Consider the following 23,729-nt stretch of genomic DNA (forward strand, 5'->3'; position numbering starts at 1 on the left):
AGGAGTGCGCTCTCGGTAGACTGGAACGTCGATTCCGAGGAGCCCCGCACCATGACTCAGACGCCGAACGCTGCGTCCACGCCCGTCCAGGCCGCGCCCGACGCCGGGGATCTCGATCTCGCCGACGTGCACGAGCAGAAGGCGGTGCGCCTCGCCAAGCGCGAGCGGCTGCTCGCCGAGCGTGCGGATGCCGCGGGCGGCGCCTACCCGGTCACCGTTCCGGTCACCGACACCATCGCCGCCCTTCGCGCGCGGTACTCCGACCTCGAGCCCGGCGCGGAGACCGGCGTCATCGCCGCCGTCGCGGGCCGCGTGGTGTTCAGCCGCAACACGGGCAAGCTGTGCTTCGCGTCGCTGCAGGCCGGCGACGGCAGCCGCATCCAGGCGATGGTGTCGCTCGCCGAGGTGGGCGAGCAGTCGCTGCAGGCGTGGAAGGACCTCGTCGATCTCGGCGACCACGTCTCCGTCACGGGTCAGGTCATCTCCAGCCGGCGGGGCGAGCTGTCGATCATGGTGTCCGACTGGGTCATCGCCGCCAAGGCGCTGCTGCCGCTGCCGAACCTCTACACCGAGTTGTCGGAGGAGAGCCGGGTGCGCTCGCGGTTCCTCGACCTCATCGTGCGCGACCAGGCGCGCGAGACGGCGGTCGCCCGGGCGCGGGTGAACGCGTCGCTGCGGCAGACCTTCACCGACCACGACTTCCTCGAGGTCGAGACCCCCATGCTCCAGGTGCAGCACGGCGGCGCCGCCGCCCGGCCGTTCGTCACCCACTCCAATGCCTTCGACGCCGAGCTGTACCTGCGCATCGCCCCGGAGCTCTTCCTCAAGCGCGCCGTGGTCGGCGGCATCGACCGCGTGTTCGAGATCAACCGCAACTTCCGCAACGAGGGCGCCGACTCGACCCACAGCCCCGAGTTCGCGATGCTCGAGGCCTACCAGTCGTACACGGACTACAACGGGATCGCCGACCTCACCCAGGAGCTCATCCAGAACGCCGCGATCGCGGTGGCGGGCTCGACCACGGTTACCTGGGCCGACGGCACCGCGTTCGATCTCGGCGGGCAGTGGGACCGCATCTCCATGTACGAGTCGCTGTCGGATGCCGCGGGCATCTCGATCACGCCCGAAACCCCTCTCGACGAGCTGAAGGCGCTCGCCGCCTCCGTCGGCGTCGAGGTGCCCGAGAAGGTCGCGACCCACGGCAAGTACGTCGAGGAGCTGTGGGAGCACTTCGTGAAGGGCGGCCTGGAGCGGCCCACGTTTGTTATGGACTTCCCGCTCGACACCTCGCCCCTCGTGCGGGAGCACCGCTCGATCCCGGGCGTCGTGGAGAAGTGGGACCTGTACGTCCGCGGCTTCGAGCTGGCGACCGGATACTCCGAGCTGGTCGACCCCGTCATCCAGCGGGAGCGCTTCGTGGAGCAGGCGAAGCTCGCCGCCCGCGGCGACGACGAGGCCATGCGCGTCGATGAGGAGTTCCTGCGGGCGCTCGAGCACGGCATGCCCCCGACGGGCGGCATGGGCATGGGCATCGACCGACTGCTCATGGCGATCACCGGCCTCGGCATCCGCGAGACGATCCTGTTCCCGTTGGTGAAGTAGGGGCGTGGGGCGTTTCGACTCGGCCTTCGGCCTCGCTCAACGACCGGGGGCGCGGCGCGTTTCGACTCGGCCTCCGGCCTCGCTCAACGACCGGGGGTGGGGGCGGGGCGTTTCGACTCGGCCTTCGGCCTCGCTCAACGACCGGGGGCGGGGTGGGGCGTTTCGACTCGGCCTTCGGCCTCGCTCAACGACCGGGGGTGGGGTGGGGTGGAGCCGCGGTCGTTGAGCGAGGAGCGCAGCGACGAGTCGAAACGCGGTGATCAGATCCCGGACCCGGGTCGCGGGGGCCAGCCGGGCGCACCGAGATCGCGCGAGATCGCCTGCGCCGCGTCGCGCAGCTCCTTGAGCACCGCAGCATCCAGCGCGGACGCGGGCGCGGGGAACACGACCCCGAGCGCGGCAACCACGACACCGTCCTCCCCGGCGACCGGGACCGCGATCGACGCATCCCCGATCACCGCCTCCTCGTCCTCGGTGGCGAGGGCCCGGTCGCGCACGCCGGCGAGCTGGTCGCGCAGCGCGTCGCCGTCGGTGACGGTGTCGCCGGTGAGGTCCGCCAGATCGCGGGTGAGAACGTCCGCGCGGAACGCGTCGTCGTAGGCGAGCAGGACCTTCCCGAGCGCGGACGCATGGGCCGGCAGGGTGATGCCGGTCTCGGGCATCTGCTCGGTGCCGTCGGGACGCCGGTCGTGATGGATGACGAGGACGTCGGTGTTGTGCGCGACCCCGAGGCGCGAGGCGAGTCCGGTGCGGTGCGACAGATCGTGCATACGGCGCAGCGACCGACCGCGCACGTCGAGGGTGTCGAGGTACACGCTCGACAGGGTGAGCAGCGCCGGGCCGAGCGCGTAGCGGCTGCCACGCGTCTCCTGCGCGACCAGGCCGTGCTCCTGCAGCGACTTCACGAGGCCGTGCACCGTCGACGGCGGCAGCTCGAGCGCGGCGGCGAGCTCGCTGATGCCGAGACGCCGCGCGCCCTGCAGCAGAGAGAGGATGCGCGCGGCGCGGTCGATGGACTGGATCATCCCGAGGCCTTTCGCGCGCGGACGGTGGACGTCACACTACCTCTTGACAGGGGTGCAGATGGGGAAGATATTCGACATAGACGAATCGCAGTCGATCATGTCGAAAACCCCACGGTGCAGCCGCGGCCCCGTGACGCACCGCGAAGAAGCCAGTGAAGAACCCGAGCCAAGAACTCGAGCGAAGAACTCAGCGAAGAGGAGAACCGCGCATGAAGAAGCTCATCAACTCGGCCGAAGCGGTGCTGGCCGACGCCCTGCGCGGCGTCGCGGCCGCGCATCCCGAGCTCACGGTCGATCATGACAACCGCGTCGTGATCAGCAACGCTCCGCGAGAGGGACGTGTCGCCCTCATCTCGGGGGGCGGCTCGGGTCACGAACCGCTGCACAGCGGGTTCGTCGGTGCGGGCATGCTGGATGCCGCCTGTGCCGGCGAAGTGTTCACCTCGCCGACGCCCGACCAGATGCTCGCCGCCGCGCAGGCCGTCGACTCCGGTGCGGGCGTGCTGTTCATCGTCAAGAACTACACGGGCGACGTGCTCAACTTCGAGATGGCGGCCGAGCTGGCCGCCGACGAGGGGATCGCCTCGGAATCCGTCATCGTCGCCGACGACGTCGCCGTCAAGGACTCGACCTGGACGGCCGGGCGTCGCGGCGTCGGCACGACGCTGCTCGTCGAGAAGATCGCCGGAGCCGCGGCCGCGGAGGGCAAGAGCCTCGCGGAGGTGAAAGCGGTCGCCGAGCACGTCGCGTCGCAGGGGCGGTCGATGGGGGTGGCGCTCACCAGCTGCACGGTCCCGGCCGTCGGGCATCCCAGTTTCGATCTGCCCGAGGACGAGATGGAGATGGGTGTCGGCATCCACGGCGAACCCGGGCGCACCCGCGTGCCCCTCGCGCCGGCGCGCGATATCGCGGGCGAGCTCGTCGAGGCGATCACCGGCGATCTGGACTTCACCGGGGCTCCCGTGATCGCTCTGCTGACCGGGCTGGGCGGCACTCCTCTCATCGAGCTGTACGTGATCTACGCCGACATCGCCGACGCGCTGGCCGCCAAGGGCATCACCGTCGCGCGGAGCCTCGTCGGCGACTACGTCACGAGCCTCGACATGGCGGGGTGCTCGCTGACCCTCCTGCGCGCCGACGACGAGGTGCTGCGCCTCTGGGATGCTCCCGTCGAGACGAGCGCGCTGCGGTGGGGGCGCTGAGATGACGGATGCGGCGACGACCGACGCGGTGACGCTCGAGATCCTCGACCGGTGGGTGCGTCTCGGCGCCGCCCGGCTGGACGCCGAGGCCGACCGGCTCACCGCGCTCGACTCGGCGATCGGTGACGCGGACCACGGCACGAACATGCATCGCGGCTTCACGGCGATCGTCGCGAAACTGGACGCGACGCCGCCGCAGACGGTGCCGGAGTTCTTCAAGGCCGTGGGTATGACCCTCGTCAGCAAGGTCGGCGGAGCGAGCGGGTCGCTGTACGGAACGCTGTTCCTCGACATGGGGAAGAACGCGCCCGACGGCACGTCGCTGTCGGCAGTCGAATGGGCTCACGCCCTGTCCGCCGGTGTCGCCGCCGTCGTGGCGCGCGGGCACGCGCAGCCCGGCGACAAGACGATGATCGATGCGTTCGGCCCCGCCCTGGATGCGCTCGACCGCGCACTCGCCGGCGGTGCGACGCTGGCCGCGGCGGCGGGAGCAGCAGCGGACGCCGCCGAGCGCGGCAGCGCCGACACCGAGCCGCTCGTCGCACGCAAGGGGCGCGCCTCGTATCTCGGGGAGCGCAGCGTCGGTCACATCGACCCCGGCTCGGCCTCGACCGCTCTGCTGCTGAGGGCGTTCGCCGACGCGCTCGCCGGGGAGGCGGCGTGATCGGGTTCGTCATCGTCTCGCACAGCGAGCCCCTCGCGCACGCCGCCGTCGACCTCGCGATGCAGATGGTCCACGGTGAGGCCCCGCCGGTGCGGGTCGCCTCGGGCGCCGACGGCGGATTCGGCACGGATGCTGCGGCCATCGCCGACGCCGTCGATGCGTTGGCCGACTCCGACGGCGTGGTGATCATCACAGACCTCGGCTCCGCGGTGATCAGTTCCGAGCTGGCTCTCGACCTGCGCACGAGCACGGTGCCGGTGCGCATCAGCGACGGTCCCTTCGTGGAGGGCATCACCGCGGGGATGGTGCGTGCGGCCACCGGCGGCAGCCTCGACGACGTGGCACACGAGGCCGCCGCCGCGCTCGCGGCCAAGCAGCCGCAGGGATCGCCGGCATCCCCCGGCGCGTCCATCCCCGCAGCGCCTGGAGCGCCCGCCCCCGGCGCGGCCAACCCCGGAGCCCTCACCCCGGTCGCCCCCGACGGCGCGTCGACGCCGGATGCCTCCGTCGACGCGCTGCTGCGAAACCCGATGGGGCTGCACTCGCGGCCGGCGGCCCTGGTCGTCAAAGCCGCCGGCGGGTTCGATGCGGACGTCGCGATCGCCGATGTCACGACGGGTGCCGGCCCCGCTTCCGCCGCCAGCCTGATCGGTCTGCTGACCCTGGGAGCGTCGGAGGGCGACACCGTGCGCATCACCGCGATCGGGGCGGAGGCCGCCGCGGCCGTCGATGCCATCCGCCGACTCGTCGACGACGGGTTCGGCGAGCTCGCTGCCGCGTCGGCCTGACGACTACCGCGCACGGAACGCCCAGTCGGGCAGATGGCCCGCGGTGACGAAAGAGCCGACGATCTCCGCGAGCCCGTGCCGCGGCTCAGCGTGCAGCGCCTGCCGGATGTACGCCTCCGCGTGCGTCGAGCGGCCGCGGGCCCACGCGATCCAGCCGCACACCGCGAGAGCCCCCGCGCGCCGCTTCTTCGGCATGACCGCCGCCACCGCGCGCGCCAGGCGCAGCGCCGTGTCGAGGCGTACGGGATCCGGGCGGGGTCCGTCGCCCCACATCACCTCCGCGAGATCGCTCGGGTACTCCTCGCCGTCCTCCCAGCGCCGTTGCGCCTCCATCGCCGCGTCGCCGCCGTCGACGTCGCTCGCCCACTGGACCAGCGCGACATCGCGCAGCGCGGGACGTGCGAAGCACCAGCCGAGCATCGCGGCATCCATCGGTGCGAGATCCTCGGCGTTCCACGACAGTGCGCGTTCGAACAGGGCCGGCAGGTCGTCGAGCGCGCACGCCGCCTGCAGCGCGGCGGGGTCGATACGGGAGGGAGCGGATCCGCTCACCCGAGGGATGCCGCAGAGGGTCTCGAGGGCCGCGTCGAGCGAGCGCAGCGCCTGCCCGACGGCGCGTCGCCGGGTGACGCCGGGGAGGGGCAGCCGCGCTCCCGCGGCCTGATCCGCGGCGAGCGGACCGTCGACGGCCTCCGCGGGCAGGTCGTCGCGCGGCGCGATGGCGGCCAGCGGGTGACCGCCGGGCGGCAGGCCGTCGGCTCGCGCCGAACCCCAGCCGTTCGCCGCGACGATCAACGCATCGCCGACCGGGAGTCCGCAGTCGTCGGCGCGGTTCAGGAGCGCATCGACGACCGGACGGTGCGGCAGTGCACCCGCGGATCGCGCGCCGCCGTCGGCCGCCGCCCCTTCCCCGTCCGCGGCATCCGCGCTGATCTCGGCATCCGTGTAGACGACGATCATCACGGTCTCCACCTCGGCGATGCGGCAGGCCATGCCGATGATGCTGGCCGCGGCGCCGGCGGCCGCCTCCTCGGATGGGAGATCGACGCGCAGGACGCCGCGGCTCCGCCCCTGCGCCAGCGGAACGACCACGACGCTGTCGTGCGGTGTGCACCCCAGCATGTGCGGGAGGACGGACAGGAACTGTGCCGCGTCGGCGGCCCGGACGATCGTGGACATGCGGCGAGTCTGATCGGCGGGCGAGGTCGCCGGGCGGCGCGGACGTCACCCGTGGACAACCTCCGCGGACGTCGGTGCTGGGGAGGAGACGGCGACCACGCGCGTACGATGGAGGGCATGGACTCGTACTGGACCGCCGTCGCGTGGTCGCTCCTGCCGACCGTCGTCGTGCTGGGGCTGTTCGTGTTCGTCCTGCGCTCGATCCTGCGGATGGATCGCACCGAGCGTCGCGTCTACACCGAGGTCGAGAACGAAGAGCGCGCCAAGCGCGGATTGCCGCCCGTCGGCGCGGGCGAGGAGGCGCGCGTCGCGGCATCCCCGACGGCCGCGACCGCCGACGCGCCGCCGACGACCTGAGTCGGAGATAGTCGCTACGCTGGGCGGAGTCCGACAGCGGGGAGAGCGACGTGGATCAGACCGGATGGACCCTCGCCTGGGTGATCCTGGTCTTCGTGACCGATGTGACGGTCCGCATCCTCGCGGTGATCATCGTCCCGCGCAACCGTCGCCCGACCGCGGCGATGGCGTGGCTGCTCGCCATCTACTTCATCCCGCTGATCGGCGTCTTCCTCTTCTTGATGATCGGCAATCCGCGCCTGCCGCGCAAGCGCCGCAAGAAGCAGCAGCAGATCAACGACTACATCCGCACCACCAGCCACGGGCTCGACCTCGGCACGCTGCGCCCCGACCCGCCGCTCTGGTTCGCTCAGCTCGTACGGCTCAACCGCAACCTCGGGGCGATGCCGCTCTCGGGTGAGAACGACGCGACGCTCATCTCCGGATACGAGGAGAGCATCGAGGAGATGGCCGCCGCCATCCGCGAGGCGACGAGCTACGTGCACGTCGAGTTCTACATCCTGCAGTGCGACGCCACCACCGAGGTCTTCTTCGACGCCCTCGAGGACGCCATCGAGCGGGGCGTGGTGGTGCGGGTGCTGCTGGACCACTGGGCCAACCGGGGCAAGCCCTTCTACGCCGAGACCTGTCGCCGGCTCGACGCCATGGGTGCGACGTGGCACCTGATGCTGCCGGTGCAGCCGCTGCGCGGCAAGTACCAGCGGCCCGATCTGCGCAACCACCGCAAGCTCCTCGTCGTCGACGGGCACACCGCCTTCATGGGCTCGCAGAACGTCACCGACTCCACCTACAACCTCCGCAAGAACATCAAGCGCGGCCTGCACTGGGTCGACATGATGGCGCGACTGGACGGGCCGGTCGTGGCATCCGTCAACGCCGTCTTCCTGAGCGACTGGTACAGCGAGACGGATGAGATCGTCGAGGGGATCGAGCTCTTCGACGTGCGCACCGGCGGCGGAGACCTCGACTGCCAGGTCATCCCGTCCGGCCCGGGATTCGAGTTCCAGAACAACCTCAAGCTGTTCATGACGCTGCTCTTCGCCGCGCGTGAGAAGATCATCATCGTCTCGCCCTACTTCGTGCCCGACGAAGGACTGCTGCTCGCGATCCAGACGGCGTGCCAGCGGGGCGTCCACGTCGAGCTGTTCGTCTCGGAAGAGGGCGACCAGGCGATGGTCTACCACGCGCAGCGCAGCTACTACGAGGCCCTGCTGCGCGGGGGAGTGAAGATCTGGATGTACGAGAAGCCGTTCATCCTCCACTCCAAGTCGATGTCGATCGACGACGAGGTCGCCGTCATCGGGTCGAGCAACATGGACATGCGCAGCTTCGGCCTCAACCTGGAGATCTCGCTGCTCGTGCGCGGCGAGGACTTCGTCGGCCAGCTGCGCGCCGTCGAGGACGAGTACCGCGCGCTCAGCCGCGAACTGACGCTCGACGAGTGGATGAAGCAGCCGTTGCGCTCGACGGTGCTCGACAACCTCGCGCGCCTCACCTCCGCCCTGCAGTGAGGCGCGCGGCAGTCGTTATCCGGTCGTGACCGCCCTCACGGGACGGGTTCAGAACGCTCCGCCAGGATGGTGCCATGACGTCCCGACGCGCGCTCGCCCTGTCCGCCCTCGTGATCTCGGGGGCGCTCGCGCTCGCCGGCTGCGCATCCGGCTCCAACTCGCCGGCGGCGACGCCCGCGGCGAGCGGCGACGCGAGCGCGCTGGAGGTCTGGGCCGGCTGGCTCGACGGGGGCCGCGCCGTGGCCGTCGTCACCCAGGGCTCGTCCAGCTGTGTGCCGACCGCCTCCGCGGTCGACCTCCAGGCCGACGGCTCCGTCGCCGTCACCCTCGACAACCCCACCGGCGATGTCGTCTGCACCGCCGATTACGCGCCCCGCGCGAGCCTCGTCTCCCTGCCGGCCGGTGTGGACGCCACGCAGAAGATCGCCCTCACGGTGTCCCTCGACGGGGGAGCGCCCGGCGAGACCGTGCTGTCCCCGTACGCCGGACCCGAGGTGGCCGACTATGCGCCCTCGGCGGGCTGGGTCGGCGACGGGATGCTGGCCATCCTCACGTGGGGCTCGTCCTCGTGCGCGCCGACCGTGAAGGATGCCGTCGCCGGCCAGACCGACATCGCGGTGACCTTCGCCGACCTGCCGGACGGTCAGCCCTGCACGATGGACATGGCGCCGCGCGTCGCCCTCGCGCACGTCGACGGCGCGACCGCGGCATCCGGCATGACCGCGACGCTCTCCGGCGGCGACGCGCAGTTCGCGACCCCGGTCACCATCCCCATCGCCGGCTGAGCCGAGCCCGCGGATCGTCTCGGTCCGCTCGGTGGCGGCGAGGCCTTCGTCGGACGGACCCGCCTCGCTCGTGCGGGCGGCGGGCCGAGCGGATGCCGCGGCGGTGCGCCGACGGCGAACACGGGCATACCGGCATTCGCTGATCGTTACCCTCGACGTAAGCGCACCAGAAGACGTGCGCCGGAGGAGTGTCGACGAATGTTCGAGAGATTCACGGACCGTGCCCGTCGTGTGGTCGTTCTCGCCCAAGAAGAGGCGAAGATGCTCAACCACAACTACATCGGCACCGAGCACATCCTGCTCGGTCTCATCCACGAGGGCGAGGGCGTCGCCGCCAAGGCGCTCGAGAGCCTGGGGATCTCGCTGGACGCCGTCCGCGAGCAGGTCCAGGACATCATCGGCCAGGGTCAGCAGCAGCCGACCGGCCACATCCCCTTCACGCCGCGCGCGAAGAAGGTGCTGGAGCTGAGCCTGCGCGAGGCGCTGCAGCTCGGCCACAACTACATCGGCACCGAGCACATCCTGCTCGGTCTCATCCGCGAGGGTGAGGGCGTCGCCGCCCAGGTGCTCGTCAAGCTCGGCGCCGACCTCAACAAGGTGCGCCAGCAGGTCATCCAGCTGCTCAGCGGCTACCAGGGCAAGGAGCCCGCGGGCGTCGCCGCCGGTGCCGGCGAGCAGAACCAGCAGGCCGCCCAGGGCGGCTCGGCGGTGCTCGACCAGTTCGGCCGCAACCTCACGCAGGCCGCGCGCGACAACAAGCTCGACCCCGTGATCGGACGCGAGAAGGAGATCGAGCGGGTCATGCAGATCCTCTCGCGCCGCTCGAAGAACAACCCCGTCCTCATCGGTGAGCCCGGCGTCGGCAAGACCGCCGTCGTGGAGGGCCTCGCGCAGGCGATCGTGAAGAACGACGTGCCCGAGACCCTGAAGGACAAGCAGGTCTACTCGCTCGACCTCGGCTCGCTCATCGCCGGTTCCCGCTACCGCGGCGACTTCGAGGAGCGCCTGAAGAAGGTCACCAAGGAGATCCGCACCCGCGGCGACATCATCGTCTTCATCGACGAGATCCACACCCTCGTGGGTGCGGGTGCCGCCGAGGGCGCGATCGACGCCGCCTCGATCCTCAAGCCGCTGCTCGCCCGCGGCGAGCTGCAGACGATCGGTGCGACGACCCTCGACGAGTACCGCAAGCACTTCGAGAAGGATGCCGCGCTCGAGCGCCGGTTCCAGCCGATCCAGGTGGCCGAGCCGAGCCTGCCCCACGCGATCAACATCCTGAAGGGGCTGCGCGACCGCTACGAGGCGCACCACAAGGTGCAGATCACCGACGGCGCGATCGTCGCGGCTGCGAACCTCGCCGACCGTTACATCAGCGACCGCTTCCTGCCCGACAAGGCCATCGACCTGATCGACGAGGCCGGCGCCCGTCTGCGCTTGTCGATCCTGTCGAGCCCGCCGGAGCTGCGCGAGTTCGACGAGAAGATCGCCAAGGTCCGCGAAGACAAGGAGACCGCCAGCGAGGAGCAGGACTTCGAGAAGGCCGCGGCCCTCCGCGACGAGGAGAAGTCCCTGCTCGCCGAGCGTCTGCGCCTCGAGAAGCAGTGGCGCAGCGGCGACGTCGCCAGCCACGCGGTGGTCGACGAGGGTCTGATCGCCGAGGTGCTGGCGCAGGCCACCGGCATCCCCGTCTTCAAGCTCACCGAGGAGGAGACCAGCCGTCTCGTCTTCATGGAGAAGGCGCTGCACCAGCGGGTCATCGGCCAGGAGGAGGCGATCGCCGCGCTCAGCCGCACGATCCGCCGCCAGCGTGCCGGGCTCAAGGACCCGAAGCGTCCCAGCGGCTCGTTCATCTTCGCCGGCCCCACGGGCGTCGGGAAGACCGAGCTCGCCAAGGCGCTCGCCGAGTTCCTGTTCGACGACGAGGGCGCGCTGATCTCGCTCGACATGAGCGAGTTCGGTGAGAAGCACACCGTCTCGCGGCTGTTCGGTGCCCCTCCCGGGTTCGTCGGCTTCGAAGAGGGCGGCCAGCTCACCGAGAAGGTGCGGCGCAAGCCGTTCTCGGTCGTGCTCTTCGACGAGATCGAGAAGGCGCACCCCGACATCTTCAACTCGCTGCTGCAGATCCTCGAAGAGGGTCGCCTGACCGACGGTCAGGGCCGCGTCGTCGACTTCAAGAACACGGTCATCATCATGACCACCAACCTCGGTTCGTCGGCGATCGCCGGCGGCCCGGTCGGGTTCCAGGTCGAGGGCAACGCGCAGACGACGTACGAGCGGATGAAGGGCAAGGTCGACGAGGAGCTGAAGCGCCACTTCAAGCCCGAGTTCCTCAACCGCGTCGACGACGTCATCGTCTTCCCGCAGCTCAACAAGGACGAGCTCCGTCAGATCGTGGGCCTGTTCACGAAGCGGCTGAGCGAGCGTCTGCTCGACCGCGACATGACGGTCGAGCTGTCGGACGCCGCGAAGGACCGCCTCATCGAGATCGGGTTCGACCCGACGCTCGGTGCCCGGCCGCTGCGCCGCGCCATGCAGCGCGAGGTCGAGGACCAGCTCTCCGAGCGGATCCTGCACGGTGAGCTCAACCCCGGCGACCACGTCAAGGTGGATGCCGAGAACGGCAAGTTCCTGTTCGAGCACGGCCCGCGCGGCGAGAAGGTCGCGGTCGGCGTCGGCGCGGCGGGAGCCATCGAGGCCACCCCGGACATCGTCGCCGGAGGCTGACCCGGATCGAACGTCACCCGCAGGGGCGGATGCTGCGGCATCCGCCCCTCCGGCGTGTGCGGCGGGGGTGGGGGCGTTTCGACTCGGCGCTGCGCGCCTCGCTCAACGACCGGGGGCGGGGTGGGGGCGTTTCGACTCGGCGCTGCGCGCCTCGCTCAACGACCGGGGGCGGGGCGGGGCGGGTGAGGGCCCGGGCCCTAACTCCTCCACACCGACCGTCGCAGGCGTCGAGGGCACCGCTTTTCGGGGTGCGAGCGGGCAGCTGGAGGAGTTCGGGACCGCCGCCCGCTCCCGCGGCGGCGGCGAACGCCTAACGCCCCGCGCGGAAGCGGCGCGCTTCCGCGACCAGGGCCGCGAAGAGGCGCCGGTCGGCGGCATCCTCCTCCGGATGCCACTGCACCGCGACGAACCACGACCCGTCGGCGGCCTCGATCGCCTGGGGCAGCCCGTCGTCGCTGCGCGCCGTCACGGTCAGGCCGTCGCCGACCCGGTCGATGCCCTGGTGGTGGTAGCTGCGCACCGCGATGTCGCCGGCGCCGACGACGGCGGCCAGGCGGGAGCCCGCGGAGACCGTCGCGGTGTTGAGGGCGAAGACGCCCCCGCCCATCTGGTACCGATCCGTGCCGAGGACATCGGGCAGGTGCTGGTGCAGCGTCCCGCCGAAGGCGACGTTGCCGAGCTGCAGCCCGCGGCAGATGCCGAACACCGGGATGCCGCGGCGACGCGCCCCGGCCAGCAGCGCGAGCTCCCACGCGTCGCGGTCGCGGCGCGGCGCGTCGGTCTCGGGGTGCGGATCGGCCCCGTAGAGCGCGGGGTCGACGTCGAGACCCCCGGTGAGCACGAGGCCGTCGAGACCGTCGAGGACCGCCTCCGCCGCGGCATCCGGCTCGATCTGCGGTGTGAGCAGCACGCCCGCGCCGCCGACGGCGGTGACCGCGTCGAGGTACACGTGCGGCAGGAACGCGGCCCGCACGTCCCACACGCCCTGCTGCGCGCGCTCCAGGTAGGTGGTCAGTCCGATGACCGGTCGTCCGCTTCCCATCGCCGAGCTCACGCGGCGCCGTCCGCGACCGCGAGCGGCGCGACGTCGACCGAGACGCGCAGCGTGGAGTTCTTCGCCTTCGTGAAGATGATGCCGCGCACCGGCGACACGTCACCGTAGTCGCGACCCCACGCGACCGTGACGTATCGGTCGTTCGCCCACTGGTCGTTCGTCGGGTCGATCGCGAGCCACTGGTCGGTGCCGGGCAGCCACACGGCCAGCCAGGCGTGCGAGGCATCCGCACCGAACACGCGCTCCTTGCCGGGCGGCGGCTGCGTCGCGAGGTACCCCGAGACGTAGCGCGCCGCGACGCCGTGGGACCGCAGGCATGCCAGCGCGACGTGCGCGAAGTCCTGACAGACGCCCGCGCGGGCGCGCATCGCATCGCCGACCGTGCTGGTGACGGTGGTCGCCGTCTTGTCGTAGTCGAAGTCGCGGTAGATCCGTCGCATGAGGTCGGTGGCGGCCTCGCCGATCGGACGACCGGGCGTCAGCGAGGCGGCGCCGTAGGCGGCGGCCTCGGCCTCGTGCCGCACCCGCGGCGACTCGAGGGCGTACTCGACGGCCCGCCAGGCCTCGGGCAGGTGCGGGTTCTGCAGTGGCCGGGCGTCCTCCCACGGCCGCGCGAGGGCATCGGCGTCGTAGGCGGGCTCATGCACGGTGACATCGCTGGATGCCGTGATGGTGAGCTCATCGTGCGGGTCGGTGAGGTGGAAGTAGGTGGCGGAGTTGCCGAAGGCATCGGTATCGGGCGCGATGTCTCCCGGCGCCGGGTCGACCTCGACGCGCGCCGACGACACCTGCTGCCACGGCAGCTCGCGGGGGACGAGGTGGAACTGCCCGACGCTGTCCTGCACCGGCTTGCCGTAGGCGTACGCCGTGCGGTGCCACACGCGGTACTGCATCATGCGCGGCTCTCCATCAGCTCGACGAGGGACAGGTCGGTCATCGCCACGGCCGGCGGGCCGCTCTCGAAGTGCAGGTGGGTGACAGCATCCGAGAGCTGTTCGAGCTGCGCCGTGACGCCCGCGAGGAAGTCGACCAACACCTCGCGACGGCCCCCCTCGATCGCGCCCAGCGTCGCGACATCGGCGGCGGTCAGCTCGGTCTCGAGGTGGTCGAGCAGACGCTCCGCGCGCGTCGAGCCGGTGGATGCCGGCATGGCGGCCAGATGCTCGCGCAAGCGGGCCAGGGCGAAGGCGAGGGAGCGGGGGTTGCTGTGGTCCAGCAGCAGGAGATCGAGCACGTCGGCGGCCCGCATCGAGCCGCGGTAGCGTCGACGGTGCGTCACGACGCTCTCGGCCGCCAGCAGCACCGCCTCCAGCACGCTGCGCGCCGCGCGCGGGCCGTGCCGGTCGGCGAGGGCCGTCGACAGCAGCTCCGACAGCTGCAGACCGCGCTCCAGGAAGCGACCCGCCTCGATCATGTGCCAGCCCGTGTCGCGGATCATGTTCGCCGTGATGCCGTACAGCGACAGCATCGCCGACAGCATCCGGCCGCCCGACTCCGCCGTCCGGTGCGGGTGGGCCGATCCCCGCAGGGCCCGCGTCGCCCGATCGATCGTCGCGAACACGCGCCACGTGTCGCCCGACAGCTGGTCGCGCACGCCCTCCATCGCCTCGCGCAACCGGGCGATCGAGTGGGCCGCCGATCCCGGGCGCCGCGCGTCGAGGAGCAGGGAACGGAACTCCGCCTCGGGATCGAGCGACCGCATGCCGGCGAGCCGTCCCAGCACGTCGAGCAGGACGCGCGGGCTCTCGGCGAGAGCGCCCGATGCGTAGGCTCCCGGCTGGTCGAGCTCGGTCTGCGCGGTGAGCAGCAGACGCAGGAGGTCTTCCGTGCGCTCGGCGTAGCGGCCGATCCAGAACATGTCGGCGTGTGCGCGGGGCGCGAGCGGCGGGATGCTGCGCGCCGTCGGACCGGGGGCGATCTCCGCCAGGTTCTGGTCGGGATCGTCCTCCGCCGCCTTCAGCACCCAGACGTCCTTCGTCCGCAGCGGGCCGTCGGGGCTCTCGCGGACGGTCGCGAGGCCGCCGACCAGCGGACGGTAGGCCGAGCCGTACCGCAGCGCGAACGCGCGCAGCGTGAGCGGCAACGCACCGATGCGCGCGCCCTGGCCGTCGGCGCCCGACGCCCAGACGGGCGTCTGCGACAGCGGGAGCAGATCCTGCCCGACGAAGCGGTGCGGAGCGGCCTCGACGCGTCGGGCGAGCTCGTCGGCCGGCAGGTCGCTGAAGACCCTGCGCGGCTCGTCGACGGTCCGGACGATCAGTTCCGGGTCGCCGTCGCGCAGGCGCGCGAGCACGGCGTCGAGCGCCTGGGGCTCGCCGCACCACACGGTCGGCACCGCGGGGATGCGCAGCTGCTCGCCGAGCAGGTGCTCGCACGCGGCCGGGAGGTACGGCAGCAGGCCCGGGTTCTCGAGCACGCCCGCACCGAGCCCGTTCACGAGCCGCACGCGGCCGCGGCGCACGGCCTCCGTCAGCCCGGCGACACCGAGTCGTGAGTCGCCGCGCAGCTCCAGGGGGTCGCACCACGCGGCATCCACTCGGCGGATGATGACATCGATGCGGTCGGTCGGGCGTGTGCGCGGCCAGCCCGCCGGCTTCATCCACACGTACCCGTCCCGCACGACGAGGTCGTTGCCCTGCACCAGCGGGAAGCCGAGGGCGGTCGCGAGGAAGGCCTGGTCGAACGCGGTCTCGCTCAGGGTTCCGGGGGAGAGGATGACGACGCGGGGGTCTTCGACCTCGTCGGCCACCGACGACAGCAGCGCCGCCCGCAGGGCGGAGAAGTACGGGTCGATGCGGTGCAGACTCCCCTCCTGGAAGAGGTCGGGGAGCACCTGTGAGATGACGCGGCGGTTCTCCGCCGCGAATCCCAGCCCCGACGGTGCCTGCACGCGGTCGGCGAGCACATGCCAGTCGCCGTGACCGTCACGGCCCAGATCGGTGGCGGCGAGCAGGAGCGGATGCGGGTCGACGGCGCTCGCCCGCGCCAGCGGACGGGTGAAACCCGAGTGGCCGAACACCACGGCAGACGGCACGATGCCCTCCCGCAGGAGGGACTGCTCGCCGTACAGATCCACCAGCACGGCGTTCAGCAGCTCGGCGCGCTGGGCGAGGCCGACCTCGAGCGGCGACCAGCCGGCGGCGTCGAGCACGAACGGCACGGCATCCAGCTGCCAGGGCTGCGGGCCGGACTCGCCGCGCAGATACGAGACGCCGTCATCGGCGAGGAAACGCACGATCTCGCCGTCGACGCGGTGGAGATCGTCGGCGGTGAGGCTGAGCGCGTGGGCTGCCAGCGCCTTCCAGCCGGGGCGCAGGCCGCCCTCGGCATCGACGAACTCGTCGTAGCGGAACGTCTCCGGCGGTGCCGACAGGGGCAGCGTCGGCTGCGACACCGTCGCGGCATAGTCGCGCAACACACTCACGGCGAAGTCCCCTCCCGGCTCCAGCGTAGGGGGCAATACAGTGGGTCGGTGACCCTTCCCGCCCCCTCCGACCCGGCCCGGCCGCCGCGACCGGTCGTCCGCCCCGCTCGGACCTCCGACGTCCGCGGCATCCTGGACCTGCTGGAGCCCTGGGTGCAGCGCCGCATCCTGCTCGGCAAGGAGATCGTCACGCTCTTCGAATCGGTGCAGGAGTTCGTCGTCGCGGAGATCGGCGACGAGCTGATCGGGTGCGGTGCGCTGCACGTCATGTGGGAGGACCTCGGCGAGATCCGCACCCTGATCGTCGCGGAGGAGTGGCTGCACCACGGCGTCGGCGGCGCGATCGTCACGCAGCTCGAACAGCGCGCTCGGGAGCTCGGTCTCACGCGACTGTTCTGCCTCACCTTCGAGGTGGACTTCTTCACCCGCCGCGGATTCGCCCCCATCGGCGAGCAGGTCGTCGACCCCGACGTGTACTCGCAGCTGCTGCGCAGCCCCGACGAGGGTGTCGCGGAATTCCTGGATCTCGCGCACGTCAAACCGAACACGCTCGGCAACACGCGGATGCTGAAGAACCTCTGACCCCCCGCGCGCCACGTCGAGGGCGGGGGATGCCGCGGCCTAGCCTGGAAGGGTGAGCACCCCGACGCGTCGCACACGACGACCCAGCCCCGCCGTGTACCGGCGGCGCCGGCTCGTGGCCGTGCTGATCCTGATCGCCGTGGTGGCCGCCGTCGTGCTGGCGTTCTGGCAGCCGTGGCGGGGAAGCGGAGAGCCGGCGGCATCCCCGTCGGCGACACCGAGCGCCTCGCCCAGCGCGCTCGTCACCTCCCCGGCGCCGGAGACTCCGGCCGCGGATGCCGCGGCATCCGAGGAGCCCGCACCGGCGCCCGACCCCTCGGCGAGCACCCCGGCCGTCGCGGCCTGCTCGACGGCGGACATCTCGGTGCAGGCCGTCACCGACCAGGACGTCTACGCGTCGGGCGAGCAGCCGAAGCTGTCGATCACGCTCTCCAACACGACCGCGGTGCCCTGCTTGATCAATGTCGGCACGGCGACGCAGTCGTTCGTGATCACGAGCGGGAGCGACACCTGGTGGCGCTCGACCGACTGTCAGTCGGAGTCCAGCGACCAGGTCGTGCAGCTCGCCGGCGGGCAGACGGTGTCGAGCGTCAGTCCGCTGCAGTGGGATCGCACGCGGTCGTCCGTCGACACGTGCGGGTCGTCCCGACCCCAGGCGGCGGCCGGCTACTACCACCTGTCGGTGTCCATCGGAGGCATCCAGGCCGCCGACACGAAGATGTTCGAACTGCGCTGACGATATCTAGATACTGATATATCTCTGAGTCTGAGAGATTTCTCACGTTCCTCGTTGCCGCCACCGAAGTGAGCGAGGTTACCCTTGTCTCAGCTCTCGGTGCGAGCCGCCGTCGCCCCCAACGACGGTCGTCGCGTCACCCCCAATGACCGGCATCTCCGGCACGAACGCCCGACGAGCTCAGGCCCTCTCGATCCCCCCAGCCCCCAATGTGGGGATCGAGAGGGCCCCTCCTTTCTGGCGACCGGTGACACCCTCGTATGCTGGACGGATGGTCGGCAAGAAGCGCGCGAAGCCCCCGCTCGAGTTCCGCAACACGCAGCTCGCCGACGCCCTGCAGACCCAGGACATGGCCGCCCTCGCCTTCGCACTGCGGCACGGTCCCACCGTGGCGCCGCTCCTGCGGCCGGGCCAGCGCGACGACCCCCGCGACAGCGGCGAGGTCTGGACGTACCGCGACCCGAACACGGGCGATGTCGCGCTGCTGCTCTTCAGCGACGCCGCGAACAAACCCGAAGCGCTGCCGCCCGCGGTCGCACTGCAGTCGCCCGCGTGGCTGCGCGCGTTCCTGGCCGCGCACCGGGAGGAGATCACGACCGTCTTCTTCGACATCGCCGGCCCGCATCCGATGCAGGCCGCGCCCGGCGACCTTCTGGCGGCCCTCGACCTGGGCGCCTGACCGCGGCTTCGCCGCCCGGTCGTTGAGCGGCTTCGCCACCCCCGGTCGTTGAGCGAGCGGAGCGAGTCGAAACGCGGTGGTTCGGCGTTTCGACTCGGTCGCTGCGCGTCCTCGCTCAACGTCCGGGTGTTGGGGGTGCGGTGGTGTTGCCCCCCCGGTCGTTGAGCGAGCGGAGCTGCGCCCCGGTCGTTGAGCGAGCGGAGCGAGTCGAAACGCGGTGGTTCGGCGTTTCGACTCGGTCGCTGCGCGTCCTCGCTCAACGTCCGGGTGTTGGGGGTGCGGTGGTGCTGCCCCCGGTCGTTGAGCGAGCGGAGCGAGTCGAAACGCGGTGGTTCGGCGTTTCGACTCGGTCGCTGCGCGTCCTCGCTCAACGTCCGGGTGTTGGAGGTGCGGTGGTGCCCCCCCGGTCGTTGAGCGAGCGGAGCGAGTCGAAACGCGGTGGTTCGGCGTTTCGACTCGGTCGCTGCGCGTCCTCGCTCAACGACCGGGTGGAGCGGGGGAGGATCAGAAGTCGGGCTGGTCGCCCGGCTCGACCGGATGCCGCTGCGTCAGATCGCGCAGGGCTCCGCGCAGATCGCGGGATGCCGTGTCGATCACCGACCGATACCCGACCCGGCTCGCCTCCGACCGGCGCTGCTCGTGGGCGGTCACGGCGCGGACCTCGCCCGCGAGGCTCAGCTCGCCGATCGCGACGAGGCCCTTCGGCGTCGCCCGGCCGGTGACGGCACTCGCCACCGCCAGCGCGATGGCGAGGTCGGCCGCGGGCTCGACCAGCCGCACCCCGCCGACGGTCGAGACGTAGACGTCCTGGTCGGACACGCGGATGCCGGCCCGCTTCTCGAGCACCGCGAGCACCATCGCCACGCGGGCGCCGTCGACGCCGCTCACGATGCGCCGCGGGTTCGGCCCCGACCCGGGCAGGGTCAGCGCCTGCACCTCGACGGGCAGGGCGCGCCGCCCCTCCATCGCGATCGTGACGCAGGTCCCCGGTTCGCGGGAGCCGTGACCGAGGAAGAGCGCGCTGGGGTCGGGTACCTCGGCGATGCCGCGGCTGGTCTGCTCGAAGCATCCGACCTCATCGGTCGCGCCGAAACGGTTCTTGAGGGCGCGGACGAACCGCAGCGCCGTCTGCCGATCACCTTCGAAGTGGCAGACGACGTCGACGAGGTGCTCGAGCACGCGCGGCCCGGCGACCTGACCGTCTTTGGTGACGTGTCCGACGATGATGACCGGGAGATCGCGCTCCTTGGCGACGCGGATGAGCGTCGAGGCGACCTCTCGCACCTGGCTCGGATGTCCGGGCGCCCCGTCGACGAGACTCGAGGCGACGGTCTGCACCGAGTCCACGATCAGCAGTTCGGGCCGGGTCTCGTCGACGTGACCGAGGATCGTGGCGAGATCGGTCTCACTGGCGAGGTAGAGCTCGTCGTGCAGCGCGCCCGTGCGCTCCGCGCGAAGCCGCACCTGCCCGAGCGACTCCTCCGCGCTGACGTAGAGCACGCGTCGTCCTGCGCGCGCGGTCTGTGCGGCGACCTCGAGCAGCAGGGTCGACTTGCCGACCCCCGGCTCGCCGGACAGCAGGATCGCCGCCCCCGGCACGAGCCCCCCGCCGAGCACGCGGTCGAACTCGCCGATGCCCGTCGTGCGCCGGGGTGTCTCGCGCGTGTCGATCGAGGTGATGGGGCGGGCCGCGCGCGTCGGCGCGAGCGGCGCCACCGCGTGGACGGGCGTGGACGACACGGCCTCGACGACCGTGCCCCACTGCTGACACTCACCGCAGCGACCCACCCACTTGGCACTCGTCCAGCCGCACTCCGTGCAGCGGAACGCGCTCGTGGTCGCGGTGCGCTTGGATGCCATGCGTTCAGGCTAGTCGCGGCATCCGACAGTGCCCGCGCGGCGGCTGCCCCGCCGGTGCCCGCGACTCAGCGCAGCGAGTCGGCGACCTCGCGGAGGGCGTCCGCCGAGCGGCGGAACAGTCCGAGCTCGTGGTCGGAGAACGACGTCTCACGGATCGGCACCGCGCCGGCGGCCGAGACGACCGCGGGCACCGAGAGGGCGACCCCGCTGACGCCGTGGAAGTCGTCGAGCACGGCCGAGACGGGCATGACCGCGTGCTCGTCGTCGAGGATCGCCTCGACGATGCGCGCGCTCGACAGCCCGATGGCGTAGTTGGTCGCGCCCTTGCCCTGGATGACCTTGTACGCGGCATCCCGCACGTCGACGGCGATCTGGTCGAGCTCCTCGACCGTGAACTTCGGCTGGCCGTCGAGCGGCTGCCAGTCGAGGATCGGGACGGTGCCGATCGTGGCGTGCGACCACAGCGGGAACTCGGTGTCGCCGTGCTCGCCCACGATGTAGGCGTGCACGCTCGAGATCGACACGCCCGCCCGCTGGGCGATCTTCCAGCGCAGGCGGGAGGTGTCGAGCACGGTGCCGGAGGCGAAGATGCGCTCGTAGGGCAGTCCGGTGGTCTCCTGCGCGAGCACGGTCAGCACGTCGCAGGGGTTCGTGACGATGACGAACGTCGCGTCGGGGGCGACGTCGAGCAGCTGCGGCATCATCGACTTGAGGATGCTGGCGTTGACGCCGGCCAGCTCGATACGCGTCTGGCCGGGCTTCTGCTTGGCGCCCGCGGTGATGACGACGACGTGCGAGCCTTTGGCGACCGAGATGTCGGCGCCGCCGATGATGTCGCTCGACCCCGTGAACTGCGCGCCGTGCGCCAGATCGAGCACCTCGGCCTCGGTCTTCTCCGCCGCGATGTCGTACAGGGCGACGTGGCGGGCCGAGCCGCGGATGAGGGCCGCATAGGCGACGGACGATCCGACCGCGCCGGCGCCGACGACGGTGAGTTTCGAGTTCTCGATCACGCTCATGGCCCCAGTCTGACAGGCGGGGGATGCCGAGGCCACCGCGGCCGCGTCGGCGGTGGCGTCCCGCGACCGGCGCGGCCCTTGCGGGCGGCTGCCGAGCGGCGGACGATGGGCGGCATGACGGATGCCCCGGCCCTGCCCCCTGTCGTCGACGCCGACACCTGGCGACGCGAACTCGATGCCCTCCGCGTACGCGAGAAGGCCGCCACCCGCGAGCTCGACGCGATCGCCGCGCAGCGACGCCGGCTGCCGATGGTCGAGCTGCCGGACTATGTGCTCGAAGGGCCCGACGGCCCCGTGCGACTCGCGGACATCTTCGGCGACAAGCCGCAGCTGATCGTCTACAGCCACATGTGGGCGGACGGGAAGCAGTGGCAATGTCCGGGCTGCACGAGCTGGACGGCCCAGTTCACGCGGCTCGAGTTCCTCGACGACTACGACGCGCGGTTCGTCATCGTGACGCAGGGGCCGATCGACGAGGCGCTCGCCTACCGGGAGCGCGTCGGCAACCGCATGGACTGGTACTCCACGGCGCACAGCCCGTTCGGAGCCGACATGGGGGCGCCGCCCGATGCGGGGTTCGCCGTCAACGTGTTCCTGCGCGACGGCGACACGGTCTACCGCACCTGGCACACCGACGGTCGCGGTACGGAGCAGCTCGGGCACCTCCACGGGCTCGTCGACGTGCTGCCGTACGGGCGTCAGGAGGCCTGGGAGGATTCGCCGCACGGGTGGCCGCAGCATCCGACGTACGAGGGCGGTATCGGCTCTCCCGGTATCGCGGCGCTCTACGGGCCGGGAGGATCGGCCGCGGGCTGATCCCGTCCGGCGGAGGACGGGTTGCGGATGCCGCCGAGCGCGACGAGGCCGCCGACGACGAGGAGCGCGGCCGTCGTGATCGCCGCGCGGTGGAAGCCCGCGAGATCGAGGGTTCCGCCCGTGATGGCCGCCAGTGCGGCGATCGGGAGGAGTCCCGCGACGCGGGCGACGGCGTTGTTGACGGCCGAGGCGATGCCGGAGCGGTCGGGGTCGGTCGCGCCGAGGATCGTGGACGTCAGCGGCGACACCGTGAGCGCGAGTCCCAGACCGAACACGATCATCCCCGGCAGCACCTGCCACCAGTAGTCGAAGTCGTCGGCGACGAGGAGCAGGAGCAGGGCGCCGCCGGCCATGATCAGCGGGCCCGCGGTCATGAACAGCCGGGGTCCCCACCGGCCGACGAGGGCGCCGATGCGTGCGCTCAGGGCGATCATGAGCAGCGTCGTCGGCAGGCTCGCGAGTCCGGCGAGGGTGGCGCTGAGGCCCGCGCCCTGCTGCAGATAGATCGCGAGCACGAAGCCGTTGAGCGACAGGGCGGCATAGATGAAGAGAGTCGAGAGGTTTCCCGCGGAGAAGTTGCGGCTGCGGAAGAGGTCGAGGGGCAGGATCGGATCGGGAACGTGACGCTGGCGCCACACGAACCCGGTGAGCAGGACGAGCCCGGCGAGCCCCGGCATCCAGATCGCCGGTGAGGTCCAGCCGAGGTGGGGCTGCTCGATGAGCGCGAACACCGCCGCGCCGAGGCCGAGGGTGCACATGATCGCCCCGAGCACATCGACGTGGGCGCCGGCGCGGCGCTCGTCGCGGTGGGCGAGTCGGGTGAGCAGCCACAGGGCGACGGCGATGGGCAGGAGGTTGATCCCGAACGCCCATCGCCACGAGGAGTTGTCGACGATCACCCCTCCGACCAGGGGGCCCACGATCATGGCCGCGGTGGTGGATGCCGTCCAGATGCCGATCGCGCGGGAGCGCAGCGGTTCGTGCATCGTGGCCGTGATGAGGGCGAGCGAGCTCGGGACGAGGAACGCCCCCGCCGCGCCCTGCACCGCGCGCGCCGCGACGAGCAGCTCGGGGGAGGGGGAAAGGGCGACGGCGACCGAGGCGATGCCGAAGCCGATGAGGCCGATGCGCAGCACGAGGATGCGACCGAACGCGTCGCTGACGGCGCCCGCGACGAGGATGAGCGCGCCGAGGGTGACCAGATACGCGTCGACGGTCCACTGCTGCGTGGACAGGCCGCCGCCGAGGTCGCGCGCGATGGCCGGCAGCGCCACGTTGACGATGGTGCCGTCGAGGAACGCCACGAACGAGCCGAGGATCGCGATCGCCAGCACCAGGCGCTGCGGGGGGCTCAGCTTGTCTGCCACGGTGTCCGCTCGGTCATGTCCTCACGCTAGGGCGCGGCACGGACATCGAGAAGGGGGTGGACAGGGCCGCTCGGGATGCCGCGGCCGTCGCCGGCCACACTCACCGTCTCGTTTCCGAGGAGATGACGCGATCCGAGGAGCTTTCCGGTCGCCGGGCTCCTCGGCATCCCACATCTCCTCGGTTCGCGGCGCCCCGCGGAGTGTCGTAAGCTATACGGCGGTGACGTGTCCGAGCGGCCGAAGGTGCAACTCTCGAAAAGTTGTGTAGGGTAACCCCCTACCGTGGGTTCAAATCCCACCGTCACCGCCACGGAGAACCCCCGCAGATCCCCTGGAAACACTGGGATCGCGGGGG

The 23,729-nt window shown here is 71.3% G+C and carries 20 protein-coding genes and 1 tRNA gene; 13 read left to right on the forward strand and 8 right to left on the reverse strand.

Annotation, left to right across the window (positions count from 1 at the left end; all coding sequences use genetic code 11):
- The first annotated feature begins 51 nt into the window (after positions 1-51).
- Positions 52-1,602, forward strand: a complete 1,551-nt coding sequence (gene lysS / locus L0965_RS07795; protein ID WP_101306976.1) for a lysine--tRNA ligase — start codon at positions 52-54, stop codon at positions 1,600-1,602.
- A 260-nt stretch (positions 1,603-1,862) separates the two neighbouring features.
- Here lysS and L0965_RS07800 read toward each other — a convergent pair whose 3' ends face one another.
- The gene (locus L0965_RS07800; protein WP_101306975.1) at positions 1,863-2,627 is read right to left on the reverse strand and encodes an IclR family transcriptional regulator; all 765 of its coding nucleotides are present in this window, start codon (positions 2,625-2,627) and stop codon (positions 1,863-1,865) included.
- 209 nt (positions 2,628-2,836) lie between these two features.
- Between L0965_RS07800 and dhaK the strand changes: the two genes are divergently transcribed.
- Genes dhaK through L0965_RS16740 form a run of 3 tightly spaced genes read left to right on the forward strand, consistent with a single transcriptional unit; the run spans position 2,837 to position 5,281 of the window.
- Positions 2,837-3,829 (forward strand): dihydroxyacetone kinase subunit DhaK, encoded by a 993-nt coding sequence (dhaK, locus tag L0965_RS07805; protein WP_101306974.1) that lies wholly within the window; start codon positions 2,837-2,839, stop codon positions 3,827-3,829.
- A 1-nt stretch (position 3,830) separates the two neighbouring features.
- Positions 3,831-4,493 (forward strand): dihydroxyacetone kinase subunit DhaL, encoded by a 663-nt coding sequence (gene dhaL / locus L0965_RS07810; RefSeq protein ID WP_101306973.1) that lies wholly within the window; start codon positions 3,831-3,833, stop codon positions 4,491-4,493.
- Positions 4,490-5,281 carry an HPr family phosphocarrier protein gene (locus L0965_RS16740; RefSeq protein WP_101306972.1) on the forward strand — a complete coding sequence of 264 codons (792 nt, stop codon included), beginning with the start codon at positions 4,490-4,492 and terminating at the stop codon, positions 5,279-5,281. The genes dhaL and L0965_RS16740 overlap by 4 nt, the downstream gene beginning before the upstream one ends.
- A 3-nt stretch (positions 5,282-5,284) precedes the next feature.
- Here the strand turns inward: L0965_RS16740 and L0965_RS07820 are convergent, their stop codons facing one another.
- Positions 5,285-6,460: a DUF4192 family protein gene (locus L0965_RS07820; RefSeq protein WP_101306971.1), complete on the reverse strand. Its 1,176-nt coding sequence runs from the start codon at positions 6,458-6,460 to the stop codon at positions 5,285-5,287.
- A 117-nt stretch (positions 6,461-6,577) separates the two neighbouring features.
- Here L0965_RS07820 and L0965_RS07825 point away from each other — a divergent pair, with 117 nt between their 5' ends.
- From L0965_RS07825 to L0965_RS07840, 4 genes are all read left to right on the forward strand, one after another.
- Positions 6,578-6,817, forward strand: coding sequence for a hypothetical protein (locus L0965_RS07825; protein ID WP_101307289.1), 240 nt, complete (start codon positions 6,578-6,580; stop codon positions 6,815-6,817).
- Between the two features lie 50 nt (positions 6,818-6,867).
- Positions 6,868-8,328 carry a cardiolipin synthase gene (cls, locus tag L0965_RS07830; protein ID WP_101306970.1) on the forward strand — a complete coding sequence of 487 codons (1,461 nt, stop codon included), beginning with the start codon at positions 6,868-6,870 and terminating at the stop codon, positions 8,326-8,328.
- A gap of 74 nt (positions 8,329-8,402) precedes the next feature.
- Positions 8,403-9,113, forward strand: coding sequence for a hypothetical protein (locus L0965_RS07835; RefSeq protein WP_101306969.1), 711 nt, complete (start codon positions 8,403-8,405; stop codon positions 9,111-9,113).
- Positions 9,114-9,311: 198 nt separating this feature from the next.
- The gene (locus L0965_RS07840) at positions 9,312-11,837 is read left to right on the forward strand and encodes an ATP-dependent Clp protease ATP-binding subunit (protein ID WP_060960554.1); all 2,526 of its coding nucleotides are present in this window, start codon (positions 9,312-9,314) and stop codon (positions 11,835-11,837) included.
- Between the two features lie 310 nt (positions 11,838-12,147).
- Here L0965_RS07840 and L0965_RS07845 read toward each other — a convergent pair whose 3' ends face one another.
- From L0965_RS07845 to L0965_RS07855, 3 genes are read right to left on the reverse strand one after another with little or no spacing between them, the layout of a single operon-like run.
- Complete coding sequence (locus tag L0965_RS07845; RefSeq protein WP_101307288.1) at positions 12,148-12,879, reverse strand: gamma-glutamyl-gamma-aminobutyrate hydrolase family protein; 732 nt, start codon at positions 12,877-12,879, stop codon at positions 12,148-12,150.
- An 8-nt stretch (positions 12,880-12,887) separates the two neighbouring features.
- Positions 12,888-13,787, reverse strand: a complete 900-nt coding sequence (locus L0965_RS07850; RefSeq protein ID WP_101306968.1) for a transglutaminase family protein — start codon at positions 13,785-13,787, stop codon at positions 12,888-12,890.
- Positions 13,784-16,315, reverse strand: a complete 2,532-nt coding sequence (locus L0965_RS07855) for a circularly permuted type 2 ATP-grasp protein (RefSeq protein ID WP_101306967.1) — start codon at positions 16,313-16,315, stop codon at positions 13,784-13,786. Before L0965_RS07855 ends, L0965_RS07850 begins: the two co-directional genes overlap by 4 nt.
- 48 nt (positions 16,316-16,363) lie before the next feature.
- Here L0965_RS07855 and L0965_RS07860 point away from each other — a divergent pair, with 48 nt between their 5' ends.
- From L0965_RS07860 to L0965_RS07870, 3 genes are all read left to right on the forward strand, one after another.
- Entirely contained in the window at positions 16,364-16,897 is a 534-nt protein-coding gene (locus tag L0965_RS07860) for an amino-acid N-acetyltransferase (protein WP_060960557.1), read from the forward strand.
- 52 nt (positions 16,898-16,949) lie between these two features.
- Positions 16,950-17,633 carry a hypothetical protein gene (locus L0965_RS07865; protein WP_198553643.1) on the forward strand — a complete coding sequence of 228 codons (684 nt, stop codon included), beginning with the start codon at positions 16,950-16,952 and terminating at the stop codon, positions 17,631-17,633.
- A gap of 271 nt (positions 17,634-17,904) precedes the next feature.
- Complete coding sequence (locus L0965_RS07870; RefSeq protein ID WP_101306966.1) at positions 17,905-18,312, forward strand: dehydrogenase; 408 nt, start codon at positions 17,905-17,907, stop codon at positions 18,310-18,312.
- Positions 18,313-18,816: 504 nt separating this feature from the next.
- On the opposite strand, the gene radA is transcribed toward L0965_RS07870, so the two are convergent.
- Together radA and L0965_RS07880 are read right to left on the reverse strand one after the other, a co-directional pair.
- Complete coding sequence (gene radA, locus L0965_RS07875; protein WP_101306965.1) at positions 18,817-20,172, reverse strand: DNA repair protein RadA; 1,356 nt, start codon at positions 20,170-20,172, stop codon at positions 18,817-18,819.
- 65 nt (positions 20,173-20,237) lie between these two features.
- Positions 20,238-21,191: an L-lactate dehydrogenase gene (locus L0965_RS07880; protein WP_101306964.1), complete on the reverse strand. Its 954-nt coding sequence runs from the start codon at positions 21,189-21,191 to the stop codon at positions 20,238-20,240.
- Positions 21,192-21,305: 114 nt separating this feature from the next.
- Between L0965_RS07880 and L0965_RS07885 the strand changes: the two genes are divergently transcribed.
- The gene (locus tag L0965_RS07885) at positions 21,306-22,007 is read left to right on the forward strand and encodes a DUF899 family protein (RefSeq protein WP_101306963.1); all 702 of its coding nucleotides are present in this window, start codon (positions 21,306-21,308) and stop codon (positions 22,005-22,007) included.
- Here the strand turns inward: L0965_RS07885 and L0965_RS07890 are convergent.
- A complete protein-coding gene (locus L0965_RS07890) occupies positions 21,977-23,374 on the reverse strand; it encodes an MFS transporter (protein WP_234057973.1) in 1,398 nt (465 codons plus the stop codon). The two genes, L0965_RS07885 and L0965_RS07890, sit on opposite strands and share 31 nt — an antisense overlap.
- A gap of 219 nt (positions 23,375-23,593) precedes the next feature.
- Between L0965_RS07890 and L0965_RS07895 the strand changes: the two genes are divergently transcribed.
- Positions 23,594-23,684: transfer RNA gene (locus L0965_RS07895), tRNA-Ser, on the forward strand.
- The last annotated feature ends 45 nt before the right edge of the window (positions 23,685-23,729 follow it).

It is taken from the genome of Microbacterium sp. NFH-22A-Y (assembly GCF_021401375.1).
GTDB classification, from domain to species: domain Bacteria; phylum Actinomycetota; class Actinomycetes; order Actinomycetales; family Microbacteriaceae; genus Microbacterium; species Microbacterium hominis.